This window comes from Aurantibacter sp. UH7 (assembly GCF_056839165.1).
This window is the reverse complement of the sequence record NZ_CM166388.1, coordinates 816,053-838,779: the sequence shown is the minus strand read 5'-3', so window position 1 is coordinate 838,779 and position 22,727 is coordinate 816,053. Positions and strand designations below refer to the sequence as shown.

General features: G+C 33.5%; 18 protein-coding genes and 1 riboswitch. Of the genes, 10 read left to right on the top strand and 8 right to left on the bottom strand.

Going from position 1 to position 22,727, the window contains the following annotated elements; translation table 11 throughout:
* Window positions 1–53 precede the first annotated feature (53 nt).
* Together UH7x_RS03570 and UH7x_RS03565 are read left to right on the top strand one after the other, a co-directional pair.
* Entirely contained in the window at window positions 54–1,139 is a 1,086-nt protein-coding gene (locus UH7x_RS03570; RefSeq protein ID WP_482362349.1) for an aminotransferase class V-fold PLP-dependent enzyme, read from the top strand.
* A 150-nt stretch (window positions 1,140–1,289) separates the two neighbouring features.
* Complete coding sequence (locus tag UH7x_RS03565; protein WP_482362348.1) at window positions 1,290–1,589, top strand: isoamylase early set domain-containing protein; 300 nt, start codon at window positions 1,290–1,292, stop codon at window positions 1,587–1,589.
* A gap of 69 nt (window positions 1,590–1,658) precedes the next feature.
* On the opposite strand, the gene UH7x_RS03560 is transcribed toward UH7x_RS03565, so the two are convergent.
* The 6 genes from UH7x_RS03560 to UH7x_RS03535 form a co-directional block, all read right to left on the bottom strand.
* On the bottom strand, window positions 1,659–2,522 hold the full coding sequence (locus tag UH7x_RS03560; RefSeq protein WP_482362347.1) for an energy transducer TonB: 864 nt from the start codon (window positions 2,520–2,522) through the stop codon (window positions 1,659–1,661).
* Window positions 2,523–2,532: 10 nt separating this feature from the next.
* On the bottom strand, window positions 2,533–3,357 hold the full coding sequence (locus tag UH7x_RS03555; RefSeq protein ID WP_482362346.1) for a thymidylate synthase: 825 nt from the start codon (window positions 3,355–3,357) through the stop codon (window positions 2,533–2,535).
* Between the two features lie 160 nt (window positions 3,358–3,517).
* Entirely contained in the window at window positions 3,518–4,969 is a 1,452-nt protein-coding gene (locus UH7x_RS03550; RefSeq protein WP_482362345.1) for a NupC/NupG family nucleoside CNT transporter, read from the bottom strand.
* A gap of 18 nt (window positions 4,970–4,987) precedes the next feature.
* Window positions 4,988–5,620, bottom strand: coding sequence for a bifunctional nuclease family protein (locus UH7x_RS03545; protein WP_482362344.1), 633 nt, complete (start codon window positions 5,618–5,620; stop codon window positions 4,988–4,990).
* Window positions 5,621–5,708: 88 nt separating this feature from the next.
* Window positions 5,709–6,677, bottom strand: a complete 969-nt coding sequence (locus UH7x_RS03540) for an electron transfer flavoprotein subunit alpha/FixB family protein (protein ID WP_482362343.1) — start codon at window positions 6,675–6,677, stop codon at window positions 5,709–5,711.
* Between the two features lie 73 nt (window positions 6,678–6,750).
* Window positions 6,751–7,491: an electron transfer flavoprotein subunit beta/FixA family protein gene (locus tag UH7x_RS03535; protein ID WP_482362342.1), complete on the bottom strand. Its 741-nt coding sequence runs from the start codon at window positions 7,489–7,491 to the stop codon at window positions 6,751–6,753.
* A 183-nt stretch (window positions 7,492–7,674) separates the two neighbouring features.
* Between UH7x_RS03535 and UH7x_RS03530 the strand changes: the two genes are divergently transcribed.
* From UH7x_RS03530 to UH7x_RS03515, 4 genes are all read left to right on the top strand, one after another.
* Window positions 7,675–8,652 (top strand): pyruvate dehydrogenase complex E1 component subunit beta, encoded by a 978-nt coding sequence (locus tag UH7x_RS03530; protein WP_482362341.1) that lies wholly within the window; start codon window positions 7,675–7,677, stop codon window positions 8,650–8,652.
* A 256-nt stretch (window positions 8,653–8,908) separates the two neighbouring features.
* Window positions 8,909–11,410 carry a DUF5686 family protein gene (locus tag UH7x_RS03525; protein ID WP_482362340.1) on the top strand — a complete coding sequence of 834 codons (2,502 nt, stop codon included), beginning with the start codon at window positions 8,909–8,911 and terminating at the stop codon, window positions 11,408–11,410.
* 168 nt (window positions 11,411–11,578) lie between these two features.
* Entirely contained in the window at window positions 11,579–12,106 is a 528-nt protein-coding gene (locus UH7x_RS03520) for an inorganic diphosphatase (RefSeq protein WP_482362339.1), read from the top strand.
* A gap of 127 nt (window positions 12,107–12,233) precedes the next feature.
* Window positions 12,234–14,609: a sodium-translocating pyrophosphatase gene (locus tag UH7x_RS03515; protein ID WP_482362338.1), complete on the top strand. Its 2,376-nt coding sequence runs from the start codon at window positions 12,234–12,236 to the stop codon at window positions 14,607–14,609.
* Window positions 14,610–14,666: 57 nt separating this feature from the next.
* Here UH7x_RS03515 and UH7x_RS03510 read toward each other — a convergent pair whose 3' ends face one another.
* Window positions 14,667–15,365, bottom strand: a complete 699-nt coding sequence (locus tag UH7x_RS03510; RefSeq protein ID WP_482362337.1) for an energy transducer TonB — start codon at window positions 15,363–15,365, stop codon at window positions 14,667–14,669.
* A gap of 190 nt (window positions 15,366–15,555) precedes the next feature.
* Here UH7x_RS03510 and UH7x_RS03505 point away from each other — a divergent pair, with 190 nt between their 5' ends.
* A complete protein-coding gene (locus UH7x_RS03505; RefSeq protein ID WP_482362336.1) occupies window positions 15,556–16,551 on the top strand; it encodes an App1 family protein in 996 nt (331 codons plus the stop codon).
* On the opposite strand, the gene UH7x_RS03500 is transcribed toward UH7x_RS03505, so the two are convergent.
* Complete coding sequence (locus UH7x_RS03500; RefSeq protein ID WP_482362335.1) at window positions 16,548–17,162, bottom strand: deoxynucleoside kinase; 615 nt, start codon at window positions 17,160–17,162, stop codon at window positions 16,548–16,550. The two genes, UH7x_RS03505 and UH7x_RS03500, sit on opposite strands and share 4 nt — an antisense overlap.
* 418 nt (window positions 17,163–17,580) lie before the next feature.
* Between UH7x_RS03500 and UH7x_RS03495 the strand changes: the two genes are divergently transcribed.
* The 3 genes from UH7x_RS03495 to UH7x_RS03485 all read left to right on the top strand — a co-directional run bounded on the left by UH7x_RS03495 (window position 17,581) and on the right by UH7x_RS03485 (window position 22,684).
* Window positions 17,581–19,632 carry an HAD family hydrolase gene (locus UH7x_RS03495; RefSeq protein ID WP_482362334.1) on the top strand — a complete coding sequence of 684 codons (2,052 nt, stop codon included), beginning with the start codon at window positions 17,581–17,583 and terminating at the stop codon, window positions 19,630–19,632.
* 201 nt (window positions 19,633–19,833) lie between these two features.
* The gene (metK, locus tag UH7x_RS03490) at window positions 19,834–21,090 is read left to right on the top strand and encodes a methionine adenosyltransferase (RefSeq protein WP_482362333.1); all 1,257 of its coding nucleotides are present in this window, start codon (window positions 19,834–19,836) and stop codon (window positions 21,088–21,090) included.
* Between the two features lie 75 nt (window positions 21,091–21,165).
* Window positions 21,166–21,288: riboswitch (SAM riboswitch) on the top strand.
* 121 nt (window positions 21,289–21,409) lie between these two features.
* On the top strand, window positions 21,410–22,684 hold the full coding sequence (locus UH7x_RS03485; RefSeq protein ID WP_482362332.1) for an O-acetylhomoserine aminocarboxypropyltransferase/cysteine synthase family protein: 1,275 nt from the start codon (window positions 21,410–21,412) through the stop codon (window positions 22,682–22,684).
* Window positions 22,685–22,727: the final 43 nt, after the last annotated feature.

Here is a 22,727-nt window from a genome sequence, read left to right as displayed (position 1 = left end):
CAAAGATAAGATTTAGTAGCACTATCTAAAATGGTCTTATTAAAATTGATATAATGGAGCACATACGAAACGATTTTCCTGTTTTTAAAAAATGTATTTATGCAAATACTGCATCATCAGGTTTGCCATATTCTAAGTTGATGCAATGGCGTAGCGAACATGATCAGGAACTATTGCATGGCGGCAGTATTATGCGAGATAATGCCCGTGAAATCTTAAATGAAACTCGAGAAACTGTTGCGCGTTTTTTTAACTGTAAATATGATAACGTGGCGCTTGTTCAGAATTTTTCTATCGGGATTAATATTTTATTGGAAGGATTAGATAGCAAGGAAAAAGTTCTTTTAATAGAAAACGATTACCCATCAGTTGCATGGCCTTTTGAACGAAGAGGTTTTTCAATCTCTTACGCTAAGTTGGATGAAAATCTTGAAGAAAATATAAGACAAAAAGTAGTAGAAGAAGATATTACGGTATTTGCAATTAGTGTTATACAATGGTTAGACGGAATTAAAATTGATTTAGATTTTCTTAAAAGTCTAAAATTAGAATTTCCCGAATTACTTATTATAGCTGATGGAACACAGTTTTGTGGTACCGATGTATTTGATTTTAATAATTCGGCGATTGATGTTCTAGGTGCTAGTAGTTATAAATGGATGTTGAGTGGTTATGGAAATGGTTTTATGCTTTTTAAGGATACAGTAAAAAGTCGTTCGGATTTAAAAACAATAGGCTTCAATTCCGCTAATGCTGAACCATCTAAAAAAGATTCGCTTCGTTTTGCAAAATTTTTCGAACCTGGACATTTAGATACATTAAACTTTGGAAGTTTAAAGATGTCGATGGAATATTTTGAGAATATTGGAAAAGACAAAATTGAAGAAAAATTGTTGGAATTATCTAACTGTGCAAAAGAAGAATTATCGGCTTTAAATTTATTAAGTTCTGCTGTTGTAAACAGAAAAAAACACAGTACCATTTTTAATATAACTGGTAATACTAGTTTATTTAAAAAGCTAGAAGCAAAAAATATAATTTGTTCGCAACGTGGTGACGGAATACGTTTAAGTTTTCATATTTATAACACCAAAAACGATATAAAAGAAATTGTAAAAATCTTAAAAACAGAGACTTAACAATTGCTTTCTGTTAATAAATGAGTGCTTAAAAATGCAATACTAATTTATTTGATATCCAAATATTATCAAAATGATAAAAATGCAATGGACATTGCATTTGAATATTTTAGTGTAGTAGATTTACGGTGAATTTTAAACTCAGTTATTATGTCAATCGCAAAACAATATTTAAAAACGAAACCAGTTTGTAAAGTTACTTTTACTGTACCTGGTGAAGAAGCGAAAAAAGTTGCAGTTGTTGGTGATTTCAACAATTGGAAAGCAAATAAAGCTAGCGCTTTAAAAAAATTAAAAAATGGTAGTTTCAAAGGGTCTATTGAATTGCCAAAAGAGAGTACTTACGAATTTAAGTATATTATTGACGGGAACTACGTAAACGAAAGTGAAGCTGATCGTTACCAATGGAACGATTTTGCAGGTAGTGAAAATGCTGTATTAGAAGTATAAGCATTTAAGAGAAAAAATCGAAAGCCGAATTGTTTAATGCAATTCGGCTTTTTTGTTTTTAAAATAATACTAATTTTTTATTTTAATGTAACCACTATCATTAGGTCCTTTTATTAATTTGATATCTGTGGTAAAAAAACAAGCTATAAATTCTCCAGAACTATCTTTTGCAGCTTCTTTTATGCTTTTAGTAGTGGTTAAAAATTGCTCAATAGTACTCTTGGTCTTCTGATTAGAATTTAATACGATTACGTTTTTGATTGATTTATCAATAGTTATTTCAAAATAAATTTTGGCGGTGAATTCAGGTTGTTTTGAATTATTTTTAAGCATCATGTTAAATAATTCATCAGTCAATTTTTCTTTAAAACAAACAGAAGTGTTTTTCTCATCTTCGCACCCTATAAATAGTGGTGCTCTGGCAACTGTATTGTACGCCTGTAAAGAATTAGAGTTTTTGCGATTATCTGTATCTATAAAGATTGTTTTTGGTTTTAATTTACCATTCTTATCAGTCGTCATATTAAATGAAATTGGTAAATTGTAGTACATAGCAACGGCAACCCCTTTAATTTTTCCTGGAGTTAATTTAGGTATTAGTGATATAATTCGCGCACCTTCTGTTTCAAAAGATTTGTGTTTTGATCTTGTTTTTATGTCTTTTATAGTGCCATCAGCGTTAATAATAAATTGCACATATACATTGCCAGTTATATTCTTTTTTAATGCATCTAAAGGGTAATTAAAGTGTGCTGTTATATGTTCGTTTAACTGATTTTTAAAACACGCCTTAGAACTATTATCGTGAATACATTTTTTCTCAATGAAATGAGGATACTCGTCAATATCATTTGAATTGTATATGGTTGTATTTTGTGAATTGATAGTGCTAGAAGTGAATAAAATAATTGTTACTAGGACTATTACTCTCATTTTAACTTTATTAAATTGCTACAGCACCTTTAATATGCGGATGTGGATTATAATCTACAAGTGTAAAGTCTTCAAACTTAAAATCGAAGATATCTTTTACATTAGGGTTTATCATCATTTTTGGAAGTGGCCTACAATCTCTACTTAATTGTAATTCTACTTGGTCCATATGATTATCGTAAATATGTGCATCACCAAAAGTGTGAATAAAATCTCCGGCTTCAAAACCACAAACTTGCGCCATCATCATTGTAAATAGGGCATAAGAAGCAATATTAAAAGGTACACCTAAAAAAATATCGGCACTTCTTTGATACAATTGACAAGATAATTTTCCATTGGCAACATAGTATTGGAAAAAGGCATGACATGGTGGTAATGCCGCTTTACCATTCGCAACATTTTCTGAAAATGATTTTGAAGTATCAGGCAGCACACTTGGGTTCCATGCTGAAACTAACATTCTTCTACTATTAGGGTTGTTTTTTAAAGATTGAATTGTTTCTTTAATTTGGTCGATTTCGTCATTATTCCAATTGCGCCATTGATGACCATAAACAGGACCTAAATCTCCATTGTCATCGGCCCATTCATTCCAAATGCGCACGCCATTTTCTTGAAGATATTTAATATTTGTATCTCCTTTTAAAAACCATAGTAATTCATAAACAATGGATTTTAAATGTAGTTTTTTGGTGGTAACCATTGGAAAACCTTCACTAAGGTTAAAACGCATTTGATAACCAAATACACTTTTAGTTCCGGTACCAGTTCGGTCACCTTTTTGGTTGCCAGTTTCGAGTACGTGCTTTAGTAAATCGTGATATTGCTTCATAAGAAAAACCCTAAGCTCCTAAAAGGAAACTCCATTTTGGGTGAGTTTATTTTAACAAAAATAAACAAAGAAGATTTTTTAATCAGCTTAAAAATTTCTCAGTTATCAATAATTATTAACGAAATAAGATAAAAAATCCCTTTTGGTAGCACAGGGGTATTTAGCCTAAAATCATGCCTGCAATAGTAGCAGAAAGTAATGAAGCAATTGAGCCACCTAAAACAGCACGCATGCCAAATTCAGAAAGTGTTTTTCGTTGGCCTGGAGCTAGTGATCCAATACCACCAATTTGAATTCCTATAGATGCAAAATTTGCAAAACCACAGAGCATATACGTTGCCATAATTACCGATTTGTTATAGGTAAAATGTGTTGCACTTGCTACATTCTTTAATTCAGATAATTGTATGTAGCCTATAAATTCACTAGCAGCTAATTTAATTCCTAAAAGTTGGCCCATCAACATAATATCTTCATCGGCTACGCCAATTAGCCACATTAAAGGAGCAAAAACGGTTCCTAGAATCGCCTCTAAAGAAAGTTTGTCGTACATGCTATTTTCGGCAATCCATGTGTTTATAGTAGTCCATTCACCTATCCAACCGAAAATACCATTGAACATGGCAATAAATGCCACGAAAACTAAAAGCATAGCACCAACATTTACAGCTAATTTTAAACCTTCTGTTGTACCATTGGCAATTGCATCTAGAAAATTTGTACCAATTTTTTCTGAAGAAACTTGTACGTCGGTATTTACCACTTCGGTTTGTGGGTATAATATTTTTGAAACTACAATTGCGCCTGGTGCTGCCATTACTGAGGCTGCTAATAAATGTTTTGCAAATTGTAGGCGAAGAATGGGGTCGTCACCACCTAAAAATCCAATATATGCTGCCAATACTGCACCCGCAACAGTGGCCATGCCGCCAACCATAACAAGTAACATTTCTGACTTGTTCATTTTTTCTAAGTAGGGCTTTATTAGCAATGGTGCTTCGGTTTGACCTAGAAAAATATTACCGGCTATACTTAAACTCTCTGCTCCTGAAATACCAAGTGCTTTTGATAGTAACCAAGCTAAAGCTTTAACTACTTTTTGAATTATTCCGAGATAAAAAAGAACAGATGTTAGTGCTGAAAAGAAAATGATTGTTGGTAATACTTGAAAAGCAAATATGTAACCAAAAGTGCTCATGTCGGCCACCAGACCTTCAAATAAAAATTGACTTCCAGCTCTTGTAAAATCCAATATACTTACAAAAACTTGTCCTATTTTTTCAAATATTATTTTTATAAAAGGGACTTTTAAAACGCCTATGGCGATTAGTAATTGAATGGCTAATCCAACGCCTACAGTCTTCCAATTAACTGCTTTTCTATTTGCACTAAAAAGGAAAGATATTAGAATTAGTACGGCCATCCCAAGCATTCCTCGCCATAAACTATGTATAGTAAAACCTTCGTTTGGAATTAGAGTCGCGTTTGCTACATCATTTAAATTAGCAGATTCAACTACATTCTTTAAGTTTTCGGTAATTGGTGTTTCTTGAGATATTACAGGTAGTGCAACAAATAAAGCAATAAGTAAAAACCAGTAGTTCGGTTTCATAAAATGCTTTTATGACAATTAATTTCTTTTTGAGATTTCGTCTCGCAATTTCGCTGCCTTTTCGTAATCTTCGTTAGCAACAGCTTTGTCTAACTCTTTATTTAATTCATCAATAGTAAGCTCTGAATAACCACTTGTTGCGGCTGCAGTATCAATTTCAACAGTTTCGCTTTCTTGTAAAATTTCATCTACGACAATACTGTCGTCTTCATCTTCATTTTCTTTATCTTTTGAAGAAAACTTAAGATAAATTCCAGCTTTGTCTAGAATAGTTTTATAAGTGAATATAGGGGCGTCAAAACGCAATGCTAAGGCAATAGCGTCACTTGTTCGTGCATCTATAATCTCCTCAATTTTCTCGCGTTCACAAATAATACTAGAGTAAAATACTCCATCAACTAATTTATGAATGATAACTTGCTTAACAACTATATCAAAACGATCGGAGAAATTTTTAAATAAATCATGAGTGAGTGGTCTTGGGGGTTTAATTTCTTTCTCAAGAGCTATTGCTATAGATTGTGCTTCAAATGCACCTATTACTATAGGCAACTTGCGATCACCATCAACCTCATTTAAAATTAGGGCATAAGCGCCATTTTGGGTTTGACTGTATGATATTCCCTTGATTTTTAACCGTACTAAACTCATAGTCTATTTAAAAAAAATAAAAGGCCGTTTAAATGTAAGGCGTACCAACTATTTAAACAGGCCTTTATTGGGCGCAAATTAACAAAATTTAGGCGTTTTGCGCCTTAAATTCTTTTAATTTTTGAACTAGTTGTGGAACTACTTCAAAAGCATCACCTACAATACCGTAATCGGCAGCCTTAAAAAAAGGTGCTTCTTCATCAGTATTTATTACAACTTTTACTTTAGAAGCACTAACCCCAGCTAGATGCTGAATGGCTCCAGATATACCTATTGCAATGTATAAGTTACTTGCTACAGGTTTTCCGGTTTGGCCCACGTGTTCACCATGTGGTCGCCATCCCATATCTGATACCGGTTTAGAACATGCTGTTGCTGCTCCTAAAACTTCTGCTAATTCTTCAATCATGCCCCAATTTTCAGGACCTTTTAAGCCTCTACCTCCAGAAACAACAATATCTGCATCGGCAATAGTTACTTTACCAGCGGCTTTATCAATTTCTATAGATTTCACATTAAAATCTCCTTCGCTTAGAGAAGGAGTGAAATTTTCAACGGACGCCGTTGCACTATTTTCATGAGCTCCAAATGCATTGTTAGAAACACCAATGATCTTTACATCGGTATTTATCTGAGTTTGAGCAAAACCCTTATTACTAAAAGCAGTTCTCTTTACAGTAAAGGGACTTGTACTTTCAGGTGAAGCTACCACATTGGGAACATAACCAGCTTTTAACTGAGCTGCCAATATAGGAGCTAAGAATTTTGAATCTGTACTTGAGCTAATAACAATAACTGTTGTACTTTCTGCTTTTGCTGCTTCTACTAGAGCATGGGCATAAGCTTTGGCATTAAAAGTTTTTAGCTTATCATCTGTAATATTTAAAACTTTGGAGACACCGTAAGCGCCTAAAGTATCTGCTTCAGAAGAATTAAAGCTAACAGCTGTAACTGTTGTGCCCATTTGTGTAGCAACCGCATGAGCATATGATGCTACTTCAAAAGCACTTTTCTTAAATGACCCGTTTTCCGATTCTGTATATACTAGTACTGACATAAATTTTTAAATTTCAAATTTGTAAATCCAAATACTACAATTGTCGTAGTTATTTGATACTGAGTATTTATTTTTAAATGACTTTCGCCTCATTATGTAATAAGTTGATTAAATCATCAACATTATCTACCAATTTAACAGCTCCTTTTGCAGCTGGCTTTTCAAACTTAGTGTCTTCAGTAGCACTATTTGCTTCAATAGGCTCTACAACTGACAGGGTTTTTTTACGAGCCATCATAATACCACGCATATTAGGTATACGTAAATCACTTTCAGCAACAAGACCTTTTTGGCAACCTATTACTAGTGGTAGCGCAGTACTTAATGTTTCTTTTCCGCCATCTATTTCGCGAATCGCAGTTGCATTATTTCCGTCTATTTCTAAACTAATGCATGCATTTACGAAGTTCATATCTAATAGACTAGATATTATACCGGGTACCATTCCGCCATTATAATCAATAGATTCTCGGCCACCAATTATTAAATCGTATTCACCTTTTTTAATAACATCTGCCAATTGGCTAGCTACAAAATAACCGTCTGTTGGGGTGGCATTTATACGAATAGCCTCATCAGCACCAATGGCTAATGCTTTTCTCATGGTTGGTTCTACCGAAGCATCACCAACAGTTGCAACATGAACAGTCGCTTGTTGTTTTTCTTTAAACCACATGGCTCGAGTAAGACCAAATTCGTCATTTGGATTAATTACGAATTGTACCCCATTTGTATCAAATTTGGTGTCACCTTCTGTAAAGTTGATTTTTGACGTGGTATCAGGTACGTTGCTAATACATACTAATATTTTCATAGGTATTTATTAAGTAAGATATCATCTAATTTAGAAGGCTAAGATAAGTATTAAAAATCGAAATTACTATGCATGCATAGTAAAATTTCCTGATAATTTTGATTTGATTGAGTGAATTTCTGTGTGTTAATTTGTTATTTTTGTTACCGCTTTGCAAAAATTGCAATTCTGATATAAAATTATATGAAGACACTACAATTTAGACAGGCCATCGCTGAAGCAATGACAGAAGAGATGCGCAAAGATGAAACCGTATATTTAATGGGTGAGGAGGTTGCTGAATACAACGGCGCTTATAAAGCCTCTAAAGGAATGTTAGATGAGTTCGGTCCGGACCGAGTTCTCGACACACCTATTTCGGAACTTGGTTTTGCAGGAATTGGGGTTGGATCTACAATGACAGGTAATAGGCCTATTATTGAATTTATGACTTTCAACTTTGCTTTGGTTGGTATTGATCAAATTATCAATAATGCCGCAAAGATTCGTCAGATGTCTGGTGGTCAATTTCCTTGTCCTATTGTATTTAGAGGGCCTACTGGTTCTGCAGGTCAATTAGCGGCAACGCATTCACAAGCTTTTGAAAGCTGGTATGCTAATTGTCCAGGATTAAAAGTGGTAGTACCTTCTAATCCTGCTGATGCTAAAGGATTATTAAAATCAGCTATACGAGATAATGATCCAGTTATTTTTATGGAATCGGAGCAGATGTATGGAGATAAAGGTGAAGTGCCTGAAGGTGATTTTACTATTCCACTTGGTGTGGCCGATATTAAGAGAGAAGGTTCTGATGTGACTATTGTTTCTTTCGGAAAAATAATAAAAGAGGCATATAAAGCTGCTGATGAACTTGAGAAAGAGGGTATTAGTTGTGAAATTATTGATTTACGTACCGTTAAGCCTTTAGATTACGAAGCTGTCTTGAAATCAGTTAAGAAAACAAATCGTTTGGTAATTTTAGAAGAAGCTTGGCCATTTGGGAATGTAGCAACCGAAATTACATTCCATGTTCAATCTCATGCATTTGATTATTTAGATGCGCCTATTGAAAAAATAAACACAGCTGACACACCAGCACCATATTCTCCGGTATTACTAGAGCAATGGTTGCCAAATAGTAACGATGTTGTTAATGCTGTTAAAAAAGTAATGTATAAATAAAAGAATACAATTTTGTAAGGTTACATTTGCTTCGCTGACAGAAAAGTCTGCGAAGCAATTTTTTTTAATATGTTTTTCATTTTTTAATAATTGTTATAAGACGATTAGCCCTTTTAATTTAGGATGGGTTTCGGTCTATAAATTATTCATTATTAATAGTGATGAAAAAAAGAAATGAGCATATGCAACATCTAGATTTTAAAATTGTCTTTTCTGGTATGTTATTTGTTTACATCAGTTAGAGAATACTTCTACTATGAAAAAAATATTTTTCCTTTTTCTTTTTGTGATTTCCTTTTTTGCTACTGCACAAAGTAAAGTAGGTGGTATTGTTGTGGATGATTTTGGCGATCCAGTAGCGTTTGCTAATGTCCTTTTTAAAAATTCGACAGAAGGTACCATTACTAATGATAATGGGCGGTTTTATATGGAATCTGATAATACTTATGAAACTTTGATAGTTTCTTTTTTAGGATTTAAAACTCAAGAAATTACTTTGACGCAGAAAGTAACGTACGAGATGAATATTAAGATGGAAGAAGAAACAGAACAACTAAATGAAATAATTTTAATCTCCGGGAAACAATCTAAAAAGAACAATCCAGCTGTAGAAATATTAAAGAAAATTTGGGCGAAAAAGCGAGAGAATGGAGTCCGAAAGTTTAAACAATATGCTTTTAATAAATATGAGAAAATAGAATTTGACTTAAATACTATTGACAGCGCTCTAATGAAAAAGAAAATCTTCAAAGGACTTGAATTCGTTTTTGATGATTTAGATACTTCTCGAATTACAGGGAAAACTTACTTGCCAATATTTTTAAATGAGACCTTCTCCAAAGTAAATGGAGATAATATTCTGAATGAAGAAAAAGAAAAAATTCTAGGTAATAAAAATTCTGGTTTTGATAACAATCAGGCGATACTTGCTTTTGTTTCAGACCTTTATCAAGATTACGATATATATGATAATTATTTAAAATTCTTCGATAAGAGCTTTACAAGTCCTTTATCTCGAACAGGGGTAGATACTTATAATTATGCTTTGCGCGATAGTGCTTTTGTAGATAATAAATGGTGTTACAATATCGTGTATTACCCAAGACGAAAGAACGAACTTACTTTTAAAGGAGATTTTTGGGTGAACGATTCTACATACGCAATTAAAAATATTAACCTTGAGGTAACTAAAAGTGCTAATATAAATTGGGTGAAAGAAATTTATATAGAGCAAGAGTTTGATGTAGTTAATGATTCTGTCTTTCTTTTGAAAAGAGATTATATGCTCAGTGACTTCAGTTTTCAGAAAAAGGAAAAATCACGTGGCGTTTACGGTAAGCGCACAACTGTTTATGATAATTATAAGTTTGACCAAGAACTTCCGAAAGAATATTATAAGGTAGATAAAAATCCGTTTGATCCTGCTGCAATTGTTAAAGACGATTCCTTTTGGAAAGAAAATAGATTAGAAGATTTAAATAAAGATGAGACTGGAATTTATAAATTGCTCGATACTCTAAAAACGGTTCCTAAGTTTAAATCGTACTATAATTTGGTGAGTATTTTAGGTTCTGGATATGTAGAAATAGATAAATGGAATTTAGATATTGGTTCTGTTTATGATGTTTTTGGGTATAATGATGCCGAAGGTGCAAGAGTGCGCGCAGGTTTGCGAACTTATTTCGGAGAAAATGACCCATGGCGGTTAGAAGGATATATGGCTTATGGTTTTGCTGATCATAAGGTCAAACATGGTCTTGCTGGGAAATTCTTATTGGATAAAAAGAGCAGGTTAATTGTTTCTGGGGGTAATAGAAGAGATATTGAGCAATTAGGTGTTAGTTTAACAGCCACTAATGATGTTTTAGGAAGAAGTATAGCTTCATCATCCTTATTAACAGTTGGTGCAAATAATAGACTAACGAATATAAACCTTAGTGCATTCAATATTGAAATGGAGCCTTTAACCAATTTTAGAATAGGGGTAGGTGGTACTTTTCGAACGCTGAGTTCAGCATTACCTCAAGATTTTAGTCTCGAATATATGAACCCCAATATGCCAGGTGGTATTTCATCAGAAATAGAACAGTTCGATTTTCAGACTGTTATTATATACACTCCAGGCAAGAGAACCATTGGTTATGGTGTAGAAAGAAGGGATATTAATGATAATTATAGTACAATATTGCTAAAGTACACGAAAGGGATTGATGGTATATGGGGTAGTGATTTTGATTATGATAAATTGCAATTCTCGTATAGTCAACCTTGGCAAGTTGGTGGCTTTGGGAGGCTAACAAGTACTGTTGAAATAGGTAAGACTTTTGGCGAAGTTCCGCTAGGTCTTCTTAGTGTAGTACCTGGTAATCAAACGTTTTTCTCAAATTATGGAACTTTTCCAAACCTTGATTTCTACGAGTTTGTGACCGATACGTATGCATCTGTTCATTTAGAACATAATTTTAATGGAAGACTTTTTTCAAGAATTCCGTTAATTCGAAAATTGAATTTGAGAGAGATAATAGGTTTGCGCGGGGTATGGGGTGAACTTTCTGATGAAAATTTAGCATTAAATGCTCCTGCAGTTGGTACAACACCATTACAAGCTCCTTCCGATAAAATCTACTATGAATATTCATTTGGTATCGGTAATATCTTTAAGATTTTTAGAATTGATTTTAACTTTAGAGGTAATTATTTAGAAAATCCAGACGCAAGACGATTTGGTGTTACTGGTACTTTCGGATTCAACTTTTAGTACTGCTTTGAGATTAATTTGATGTTTTATTCATGTGTAATATTTTCTTAAGCTTACCAACTAATCTTAGAAAATTAAAATTCGTATAATTTACTTGGCTTTTTGTCGTTTCATCAAGTACAAACTTCTATTTTTTAGTACCTTCGCAGCTTTAAAAAAATGATATAAATGGCTAAAAGTAAACCTATAGTTTTTGATGTTTTAATTGAGATTCCTAAAGGAAGCAGAAACAAATATGAATACGATTTTACACTAAATAAAATTCGATTTGATAGAACATTGTTCTCATCAATGATGTATCCGGGTGATTATGGTTTTATTCCTGAAACCTTAGCCTTGGACCACGATCCTTTGGATGTTTTGGTAATGTGTACAGAGCCAACTTATCCGATGGTTGTTGTAGAAGTAAAGCCAATTGGAGTCTTTTATATGGAGGATGAAAAAGGACCAGATGAGAAAATAATTTGTGTCCCTGTATCAGACCCTATATGGAATCAGAAGAATGATTTAGCAGATATAAATCCGCATAGAATTAAGGAAATTGAACATTTCTTCCAAGTATATAAAGATTTGGAAAAGAAAAAAGTTGATGTTGGTGGATGGGGTAATGCTGAACAAGCGATTAAAATTTACCATGAATGTGTAAAAAGATATAATGAAAGCGAGCACAAAGACAAGCGAACTTTTATGATATAAATAAAAATACACCCTAAAAAAAGCCATTCTTTTAATTAAGAATGGCTTTTTTTTATTCTCATCAATTTTACTACATTAGGCCTCGTTTAAAAAGAACGTATAAACCAAATTAAATAACTAATTAAATATGGAATTATTAATTCAATTATTACCAGTTTTTGGAGTAGTGGCCCTACTATTTGTTTTTGTAAAGAACATGTGGGTTTCTAAACAAGAAGTGGGTGATGCAAAAATGGCGAGAATTGCGAAAAACATAGCCGATGGTGCAATGTCTTTTCTAAAAGCGGAATATAAAATTCTTGCAATCTTTGTGGTAGCAGTGGCTATTTTACTTTTCTTTAAAGGAAGCAATGAAGTTGGTTCTAACGGAATGGTAGCCTTATCTTTTGTGATTGGAGCTATTTGTTCTGCATTAGCAGGATTTATTGGTATGAAAGTGGCAACAAAAGCAAATGTAAGAACTACGCAGGCTGCTAAGACTTCTTTAGGTAAGGCACTAGAAGTGGCTTTTGCAGGTGGAGCCGTTATGGGATTAGGAGTTGTTGGACTTGGTGTATTGGGTCTAAGTGGCTTATTTATAGTATACCAAACAATGTGGCCAGGAGCTGAAAACTTAAGTTTAGTATTAAATGTGTTGTCAGGTTTTTCATTAGGTGCATCTTCAATTGCTCTTTTTGCAAGAGTTGGTGGTGGTATTTATACAAAAGCAGCAGATGTAGGTGCAGATTTAGTAGGTAAGGTTGAAGCAGGTATTCCTGAAGATCACCCTTTAAACCCAGCAACTATTGCAGATAATGTAGGTGATAATGTTGGTGATGTTGCGGGTATGGGTGCTGATTTATTTGAATCGTATGTAGGTTCTATTATTGGTACAATGGTATTGGGTGCTTTTATTATTACTCCAGACTTTGCTGGTTTAGGCGCGGTTTATCTTCCTTTGGTTCTAGCCGCTGTTGGTATTTTAATGTCTATTATCGGTACTTTTTTCGTTAGAGTTAAAGATGGTGGAAACCCACAAACTGCTTTAAATATTGGAGAGTTTGGATCCGCTGGTTTAATGGTAGTAGCTTCTTACTTTATAATTACGGCATTAATTCCAGAATCTATAGAAGGCTTACCAATGGGTGCAATGGGTATTTTTTATGCGACACTTGCTGGTTTAATAGCCGGTTTAGGTGTTGGTAAAATAACAGAATATTATACAGGTACTGGTACGAAACCTGTTAACTCAATTGTTAAGCAATCTGAAACTGGCGCAGCAACGAATATTATTGCTGGTTTAGGTGTTGGAATGATGTCTACAATGATTCCTATTCTTTTAATTGCTGCTGCGATTTTAATATCTCACTATTGCGCAGGACTTTACGGTATTGCGATTGCAGCGGTAGGTATGTTAGCAAATACAGGTATTCAATTAGCTGTTGATGCATACGGACCAATCTCTGACAATGCAGGTGGTATTGCAGAAATGGCAGAATTAGATCCAGAAGTACGTGAGCGTACTGATAAGTTGGATGCTGTGGGTAATACTACTGCCGCAATTGGAAAAGGTTTTGCAATTGCTTCTGCAGCGTTAACAGCTTTAGCTTTATTCTCTGCTTTTATGAAAGTTGCAAATGTTACCTCTATTGATGTTTCTAAACCGACAATTATGGCTGGACTATTAGTAGGAGGGATGCTTCCTTTTGTTTTCTCTGCTTTATCAATGAATGCAGTTGGTCGTGCAGCTATGGCGATGATTGAAGAAGTTCGTCGTCAGTTTAGAGATATTCCGCAATTAAAAGCTGCATTAGAAGTAATGAGAGCTGTTGATTCAGATATGTCTAAGGCAACGCCAGAACAACGCGCAATATTTGATGCGGCAGACGGTTTAGCTGAATACGATAAGTGTGTTGATATTTCAACAAAAGCTTCAATTAGAGAAATGGTATTACCAGGCTTGTTAGCAATTATCGTTCCTGTTGCTGTAGGATTTATTGGAGGTGCAGAAATGTTAGGTGGACTTTTGGCAGGCGTAACAACTTGTGGTGTTCTTATGGCCATCTTCCAGTCTAATGCTGGTGGTGCTTGGGATAATGCGAAGAAGATGATTGAATCTGACGGTCGTAAAGGAACAGATGCTCATAAAGCAGCTGTTGTTGGTGATACAGTTGGAGATCCATTTAAAGATACTTCTGGTCCTTCATTAAATATTTTATTGAAATTGATGTCAGTTGTAGCTTTAGTAATTGCACCTAGTATCGCTATGGATGCAACAGGAATAGCTGTTAATGATTCCTCCAATGAGATACATGTTGAAACGACTGCGGCGAATAATGATTTGGCTCAAGCTACAATAGCGTATTCGTCCGTAATTAATGGTGTAAAAGTAACTGAAGAGAAGGTTTTTAAAGGAACAGAATCTGAAGTGAAAACACAATTAGAAATATTTGAAAAAGAAACAATCGAATCAAAAGGAAAGGAAACTGAGATTAAGATTGAAAAAGTTGATATTCGAAAATAGAATTTTTATTTTTTTATAATATGAAGAGGCAAGCCATATAAGCTTGCCTCTTTTTTATTATTGTAGTTTGAAATTAATAGGTATTGTAAAAGCTACTTTTACATTTTTATCTCGTTGTTTACCCGGTTTCATTTTGGGTAATTTATCTATTATACGATTTGCTTCTTTCTCTAAAATTTTGTCGGGACCTCTAAGTAAAATGTTTCCAATATTACCATCAGCTTTAATAGTGAATTGAGTATAAACTTTACCTTCTATTCCCATTTCTTGAGCGGCTTCTGGATATTTAAAAACTTTAGAAATATGCTTATTCATCATTTTTTGAAAACATGCGCGCTTGTCTTTTTCTTTTTCACAACCAGGAAAAATAGGAACTTCTTCTATTGACACCCAATCTACTCTTATTTCAGGTTCTATTTCTTCATACTGAATTTCGGTTATTTCTAGAACGGGTGCTTCTGGGTCAGTTTCAGATGTTTCAATGATCGTTTCTTCTATTATTTTTTCATTATCTACTATTTCAATTATAGTAGGTGCTACTGGTGGAGGCGGTGGTGGTGTAAATTGGATAGTAATTGGCACCTCTTCTAATAACTCTTCGTCTATGTTCATACTTTGCGAAACATAATCTGTTTTATAATAAGTTTTCCATTCCAAAGCAACATAGGTTAAAAACATAATTAATGCTAAGCCGGATACGAAATAAAGACCTCTATTTTTGTTTAGGTCTTTTTTGGGATTCTTTTTTAGTTCCATAATATAAAGTTTGTGTTCAATATTTATATCGAGAATTGATTGAACTTGGTTAAACAACATGATAAACTTAGAGTTTTGTGTTCCTTTATAAAACGTAGAATGAGTGAACGATACTTTTTAATTAGTAAACACGACTTTTTATAAATTTAGACTAGTAAATTGCAGCACTACTTTTTCAAAATTTGATTCTATGGCATTATTTGGAAAAAAGGATAAACTTCAAATTATCTCTTTTCAGACTTACGGAACTAAATCGCATCTTTATTTGCGCGGAAGAGCTTTGGAGGACGAAAGAATAGATTTAGCTGAAAAAGGCTTTTTTAATTTATTGAAGAATACTTGGAAGCGTTTTGAAACGGATGAAATTAAGCACGCGGACATACGAGTTAATTTAGGTGTTAGTGGAGTGGTTCATGGTAAAACAGATAATCATGGTTATTATTTAATAGACGAAGCTAAGGCTGATCTATCGGAATTGACCAATACGGAAGGTTGGTTAAATTTTGAAATTTCTTATGCTGATACATCCTTGAAGCGAGAAATTTTACATCAAAATCGTTTTCCAGGCGAAATGTTGATTCCAACAGAGAGTGCAGAATACGGAATTATAAGTGATATTGATGATACAATTCTGCATACTGGAGTGGTTTCTTCAGTTAAGTGGAGAGTATTAATTAATACTTTTTTTACGCGTGCTGCCTCAAGAAAGGCATTAGATGGCGCCGCTGATTTATATCACTTATTACACAGGGGGAAATCAAGTGAAAATGCTAATCCAATTTTCTATGTAAGTCATAGTCCTTGGAACCTGTATCGCTATTTAGAATTATTTCTACAAACTAATAATTTTCCAAAAGGACCAATTCTCTTGCGAAGCATGGAAAGTTTTGGTAAGAAATTGGAGAAACCTCAGAAGCAACATGAGATTTTGAACATCCTTAAAACCTATCCCGATTTATCTTTTCTATTATTTGGAGACTGCGGTGAAAAAGACGCTGATATCTATATGAATATTACTAAAGAATATCCAAAACAAGTAAAAGCAATTTATTTGCGAAGTGTAAATGATAAAAAGCGAATGATGAGAATTCGAGACTTAGTAAAGAAATTTAATCAAGCTCCTATTTTAATAGCAGATAACAGTCAAGAAGTTATTGAACACGCAAAATCGAACGGGTATATCTAAAAAAGCCCGTTAATTTCACCATCTATTCTAGTGATAATAACTCCTAAGTCTTCTGGGTTTTCTACAACATCGAGATTGTCAACGTCAATTATTAGAAGTTTACCTTTTTCGTAACTATGCACCCATGCTTCATACCTTTCATTTAGTCTACTCAGGTAGTCTATAGATATTGTGTTTTCGTATTCTCGTCCTCTTTTATGTATCTGTTTTACTAAATTTGGAATTGAACTTCGTAAGTAAATCATTAAATCTGGTGGTTGAACCAGACTTTCCATTAATTCGAATAGGCTAGAATAATTCTGAAAATCCCTGTTCGTCATTAAACCCATAGCATGAAGGTTTGGTGCAAAAATATGCGCATCTTCATATATAGTTCTGTCTTGTATAACACTTTTACCACTTTCTCTAATCTGTAAGATTTGACGGTATCTGCTGTTTAAAAAATAAATTTGAAGATTAAAACTCCAGCGTTCCATTTGATTATAAAAATCATCTAAATAGGGGTTGTCCACGACTTCCTCAAAATGTGCATCCCATTTATAATGTTTAGCTAGTAATTTGGTTAGTGTTGTTTTACCTGCTCCTATATTTCCTGCAACAGCAATATGCATGTGTTATTTCGCTTTATGGTTAGCTTTTATAAAAAATTGTGAAGCACAAGATACGAGTTATCATGTCCACGTAAAAATGTTTATTTATTAATTGAAATATAATTTCATACAGTGCTGATTAACTAGTTGGAAAATGTGAGAATTGAAATTGATTTTTTAAATATTTTTAAGTTAAAAACTTACTCACTTCTTGTTCTTTTTAAACGTTTTCTATTTTTTTTATGGATAAGATTGTTAAAATGAAAGATTGAAGTGTAACTTTGATAATAATATTTGCATTTTTCGTAATCGAAAAGTTGAGAATTTGCGTATATATTATAAATAACTGGTTTAAATGATTTTTCAACAATTGATAATTGTCTGATATACAGTTTAAAATGTTAAAAATCTATTAAACAAGTACTGAATACCGCCCCAAATGAATAAACTATTTAGTGCCGTGGAGAATTCCACAGAATGTACTACGGTCTTTTGTGACTTGTATGATACCCTACTTCACCGAACGGTACACCCTCATTACGTTTTAAAGTTGTGGTCAAAGGCCATGATTAGAGAGCTCGGACTGGATTTGGCAATTGATGATTTGTTCTTTATTAGAAAAGCTTCTTTGGAGTACCTTAGTGAAAAACTCGATAAAAAATCTTCTGAAATACCGTATCGAATTCAAATTCGTGAAGTTTATAACAGACTCATGAATCATGATCTTGTTAAAAATTGGACTTTTGAACAATTTCTATCATATTCAAATGCTGCTGATATTCAATCTGAGTTTGATGTTCAGTTTGTAAACAAAAAAGTAAAGTCACAACTATTTAAATTAAAAGATAAGGGTTATAAACTTTATTGTGTTTCAGATTTTTATATGTCTAAAATGCATATTGTAGAGTTACTTAAACTTCATGGTTTAGCAGATTTGTTTGATGATGTTTTTGTGTCTTCAACACGTGAAGCAAGTAAAGAAAATAAAGGTAGTTTGTATTTAAATATTCTAAGAGAATTAAATTTAAATGCAAGTGAAGTGATAATGTTTGGAGATAATAAACAAAGTGATAGCATTAATGCAAACAAACACGGGATAGCATCAGTGCATGTAGCAAATATGCAGCGGAAAATCTCTAGTAAGTTTAAGTTATTTGGTAGTGACAAAAACGATTACGAAAGAGTTAACCGAGAGCTGGAAGAGAGAAGTAGTCGAAGTAGTTATGCTTATGGTGAATATATTATTCTTTTTCACACCTTTATGGAACGGCTTTATAAAGAATCTAAAAAGAAACAAATAAAGAATTTGTTTTTTATTTCTCGGGAAGGTTATTTTTTAAAGAGACTTTTTGATTACTATCAAAAGTCTGTTCAGTTAAGGCCGGAAGACACTATAAATGCTCATTATTTTAAAGCGTCTAGAGCATCTACTATGCAAATTTCACATAAAGAATTAGATGTGGAATATTTTGAGCATATGCAAAGAAAAGATGCGAATATCTCTGTGGAGAATTTTTTGAAGTCATTTTTGTTTAAAGATGATTTAATTAAAGAAATAGCAGAAGAAATTGATTGCGATGCGAGTGAAATGATTATTGATTTTTATGATTCTGAAGTTTTTATAAGATTGAAGAATAATGAAAAATTTGAAAACTATTACGAGGAAAGTAGAAATAAACAAAGAGTGGCATTTCAGAATTATCTTGATACATTCGATATAGATTTCGAAGAAGAGGGTATGAATGTAGTTGATGTTGGTTGGCGGGGTACCATGCAGGAATGTATCCATGCTTTTTTTGATGATAAGGTAAATGTTCAAGGTTTTTATTTGGGTCTAAAAGAAGGGTATAAAATAACAGAATCTACAAAAAGATATGGATTAAATTTTTCTGTTTATCCAACTGCTAGTCCATCGGATAATGTTTTGATGGCGAACAGACAATTGTATGAGCAATTACTAGCTGCACCTCATGGTAGTACTATTGGTTATAGAAATAAGGCTGGCGATTATTCTATTGAGCGTTATGAAGAAAGAGAACGTACCGTTTATTTCGAGCATATTGCTCCTATGCAAGAGTTTATGTTTGCAGAATATTGTCAATTAATTAATGACTTAAATGTTATTTGTTATGAGCACAATGTTGTGCAGGAATACATGACTGATCTCGCTCTTAGATTAGGGTTGTTTGCTGATAAGAAGAAAATCGAGTTCATGCATGAAATCTCAAAAGGATTTTATCAGAACGTAGGTAATAATGAAGTTGGTGTTAGTTATGAGCATTCTCAATTGAGAGAAAGTAAGTTTGGCCTTATTCGACGTTTTATTTTGTTTCCAGAGAAAACATTTCGATTTTTAGTTAAAATTAAACCGATGCTATATGCTAAAGGGTTTTATAGATTGTCGTATCCGGTTAATTTAATTTACTATTATATTAAGTTTGTAAATAAGCTTAAAGGATTGATTTTTAAGAAAAAATTACTTGAATACTAGTTGTCTGTTTTATTTGTTTCTGTACTTCAGTTTTTATTTCCAAAAGTAAATTGTAATTTTGGCCTATTAATAAATGAGGAAGGATTTGTCTGATTGCAACCTCGATAAAAATGCTAAAGCAGTAGATATTGATTCACTTCAAATCAAACTTCTTTCGTGTTAGTTAGCAATTGAAATCTTTTCTTGGATAAAAAGAAGTTTATGTCGTATTTGTTTACTTCAGAATCGGTTAGTGAAGGACATCCAGATAAAGTTGCTGATCAAATTAGTGATGCGTTATTAGATCATTTTTTAGCTTTCGACCCAGAAAGTAAAGTGGCTTGTGAAACTCTTGTTACCACAGGTCAAGTTGTTCTTGCTGGGGAAGTTAAGAGCAATACATATCTAGATGTGCAAAATATTGCCAGAGATGTTATCAATAAAATAGGTTATACCAAAGGAGAGTACCAATTTAGTGGAGATTCATGTGGTGTTATTTCTTTAATTCATGAGCAATCACAAGATATTAATCAAGGTGTTGATCGAGGAGAAAAAGAAGAACAAGGTGCCGGTGATCAAGGTATGATGTTTGGTTATGCTACCAAAGAAACCGAGAATTATATGCCTTTAGCATTAGATATATCGCATAGGATTCTTCAGGTTCTTGCTGAATTGCGAAGAGCAAATGACCAAATTGATTATCTACGACCAGATGCAAAATCTCAGGTAACAATAGAGTATTCAGATGATAATGTACCTCAAAGAATAGATACTATTGTGGTTTCAACCCAACATGATGCTTTTGATCAAGATGATGAAAAAATGTTGGCTAAAATCAAGAGAGATATTGTTGAGATATTAATTCCATTAGTGAAGAAACAATTACCTGAGAATATTCAGAATCTTTTTGATGATCAAATAGAATACCATATTAATCCTACAGGTAAATTTGTAATAGGTGGACCTCATGGTGATACAGGCTTAACGGGTCGTAAAATAATTGTGGATACTTATGGGGGAAAAGGAGCTCATGGTGGTGGTGCTTTTAGCGGAAAAGACCCTAGTAAAGTTGATAGAAGTGCAGCGTATGCTTCTAGACATATTGCTAAAAATTTAGTTGCTGCCGGTGTTGCAGACGAGGTTTTGGTACAGGTTAGTTATGCAATTGGTGTAGTAAAGCCAACTTCTATTTTTATTGACTCTTATGGTACTTCAAATGTAGATTTGACAGATGGGCAGATTGCTAAAAAAGTCGAAGAATTGTTCGATATGCGCCCTTTTGCTATTGAAGAGCGATTAAAATTACGAAACCCAATATATTTAGAATCAGCAGCTTATGGTCACATGGGTAAAGAATCCAAAATAGTTAAAAAAGTGTTCGAATCACCTTATAATGGGCGTATTGAGAAAGAGGTTGAACTTTTTACTTGGGAGAAACTGGATATGGTCGATAAGGTTAAAGAAGCCTTTAAATTGTAAATTTTTCAAAAAAAGTAAGGAATTTTAAATTCCTGAACATATATTTGTTTTTTCTAAGTTCAAACACTTATTGAATTGTTATCAAGAAAGGTTGAGGGAATAGACCCTTTGATGCCTTAGCAACCCTTTGAAATACCGATAACCTGTCGGGTCAAAGAAGGTGCTACGTTCTATCGGCCATTGGCGGACAGATAACGAAAACGAATTACTATAGTAATTTCTACTTTCTTAATAACTTTTTGATTTTATACGACTGCTTTTGTAGCTTTTCGTTGTTTGGATTTTTTAATCGAACTAGTAATATTAAAAATCAAAAGTTATGAGTGATCTTAAATTCTCGACAAATGCCTTACATGCAGGGCATGACACAACACAAACCTCAGGAACTAGAGCAGTTCCTATTTATCAGACATCGTCATATGTATTTAACGATACAGATCATGCGGCGAACTTATTTTCTCTTGGTGAATTAGGTTTTATTTATACACGATTAAATAATCCAACTAATCAGATTTTACAAGAAAGATTAGCTGCTTTAGAAGGTGGTATTGGTGCGGTGGTTTTTGCATCTGGTGCTGCGGCTATTTCAGGTGGACTTATGACCCTCTTAAAAGCAGGTGATCATATTGTAGCTTCAAGTAGTTTATACGGTGGTACATTTACCTTGTTAAATGTTACTTTACCAAGATTAGGTATTACAACTACCTTTGTTGATGCTGCTGATATCGATAACTTTTCAGCTGCTATAAAAGATAATACACGTGCTATTTTTGTTGAATCTTTAGGAAATCCTAAGTTAGATGTGCTTGATTTAAAAGCAATTTCAAAAGTAGCTAAAGAGGCGAAAGTCCCATTTATTGTTGACAATACTGTTGCAACACCAGCGCTATTAAACCCAATTGAACATGGTGCAAATATTGTAATACATTCGCTTACCAAGTATATCGGTGGTCAGGGTACTTCATTGGGTGGAGCTATTATTGATGCAGGGACTTTCGATTGGACTAGTGGAAAATACCCTGAATTTACAGAGCCATGTGCTGGTTATCACGGATTAGTCTATAGTGAAGCACTAGGTGCGGCAGCCTTTACTTTTAAATTAATTTTGGAGGGATTAAGAGATTTCGGTGGAGCATTAAGTCCATTTAATGCTTTTCAAATTATACAAGGTTTAGAAACGCTTTCTGTTAGAATAAAGCAACATAGTGCAAATGCTATGGAATTGGCTACTTGGTTAGAAGGTAGAGAAGAAGTTGAATGGGTTAACTATCCTGGATTAAAAGGCAATAAGTATAATGAACTTGCTAAAGAATATTTGCCAAAAGGACAAAGTGGATTAGTGACATTTGGTGTGAAAGGTGGTTTTGAGGCAGCTAAAAAATTGACTGATGCAACAAAGATATTTTCATTGTTGGCAAATATTGGTGATACAAAATCATTGATAATTCATCCTGCAAGTACAACGCATCAACAGTTAACAGTTGAACAACAAGAGGCTGCAGGTGTAAGTCAAGATTTAATACGTCTTTCGGTAGGATTAGAGGACGTTGAAGATTTAAAAAATGATTTAGAAAATGCTTTTGCAGCAATCTAAATAGCAAATTCAATTTATAATTTCACAAGTTATTTACGGAATC

Bases quoted from the DNA above. Each gene is read 5' to 3' on its own strand.
- UH7x_RS03485 (WP_482362332.1), top strand. From the start codon at position 21,410: ATGAGTGATCTTAAATTCTCGACAAATGCCTTACATGCAGGGCATGAC.
- UH7x_RS03550 (WP_482362345.1), bottom strand. From the start codon at position 4,969: ATGAAACCGAACTACTGGTTTTTACTTATTGCTTTATTTGTTGCACTA.
- UH7x_RS03555 (WP_482362346.1), bottom strand. From the start codon at position 3,357: ATGAAGCAATATCACGATTTACTAAAGCACGTACTCGAAACTGGCAAC.
- UH7x_RS03520 (WP_482362339.1), top strand. From the start codon at position 11,579: ATGGCTAAAAGTAAACCTATAGTTTTTGATGTTTTAATTGAGATTCCT.
- UH7x_RS03570 (WP_482362349.1), top strand. From the start codon at position 54: ATGGAGCACATACGAAACGATTTTCCTGTTTTTAAAAAATGTATTTAT.
- UH7x_RS03515 (WP_482362338.1), top strand. From the start codon at position 12,234: ATGGAATTATTAATTCAATTATTACCAGTTTTTGGAGTAGTGGCCCTA.
- UH7x_RS03560 (WP_482362347.1), bottom strand. From the start codon at position 2,522: ATGAGAGTAATAGTCCTAGTAACAATTATTTTATTCACTTCTAGCACT.
- UH7x_RS03545 (WP_482362344.1), bottom strand. From the start codon at position 5,620: ATGAGTTTAGTACGGTTAAAAATCAAGGGAATATCATACAGTCAAACC.
- UH7x_RS03540 (WP_482362343.1), bottom strand. From the start codon at position 6,677: ATGTCAGTACTAGTATATACAGAATCGGAAAACGGGTCATTTAAGAAA.
- metK (WP_482362333.1), top strand. From the start codon at position 19,834: ATGTCGTATTTGTTTACTTCAGAATCGGTTAGTGAAGGACATCCAGAT.
- UH7x_RS03510 (WP_482362337.1), bottom strand. From the start codon at position 15,365: ATGGAACTAAAAAAGAATCCCAAAAAAGACCTAAACAAAAATAGAGGT.
- UH7x_RS03565 (WP_482362348.1), top strand. From the start codon at position 1,290: ATGTCAATCGCAAAACAATATTTAAAAACGAAACCAGTTTGTAAAGTT.
- UH7x_RS03535 (WP_482362342.1), bottom strand. From the start codon at position 7,491: ATGAAAATATTAGTATGTATTAGCAACGTACCTGATACCACGTCAAAA.
- UH7x_RS03530 (WP_482362341.1), top strand. From the start codon at position 7,675: ATGAAGACACTACAATTTAGACAGGCCATCGCTGAAGCAATGACAGAA.
- UH7x_RS03495 (WP_482362334.1), top strand. From the start codon at position 17,581: ATGAATAAACTATTTAGTGCCGTGGAGAATTCCACAGAATGTACTACG.
- UH7x_RS03505 (WP_482362336.1), top strand. From the start codon at position 15,556: ATGGCATTATTTGGAAAAAAGGATAAACTTCAAATTATCTCTTTTCAG.
- UH7x_RS03525 (WP_482362340.1), top strand. From the start codon at position 8,909: ATGAAAAAAATATTTTTCCTTTTTCTTTTTGTGATTTCCTTTTTTGCT.
- UH7x_RS03500 (WP_482362335.1), bottom strand. From the start codon at position 17,162: ATGCATATTGCTGTTGCAGGAAATATAGGAGCAGGTAAAACAACACTA.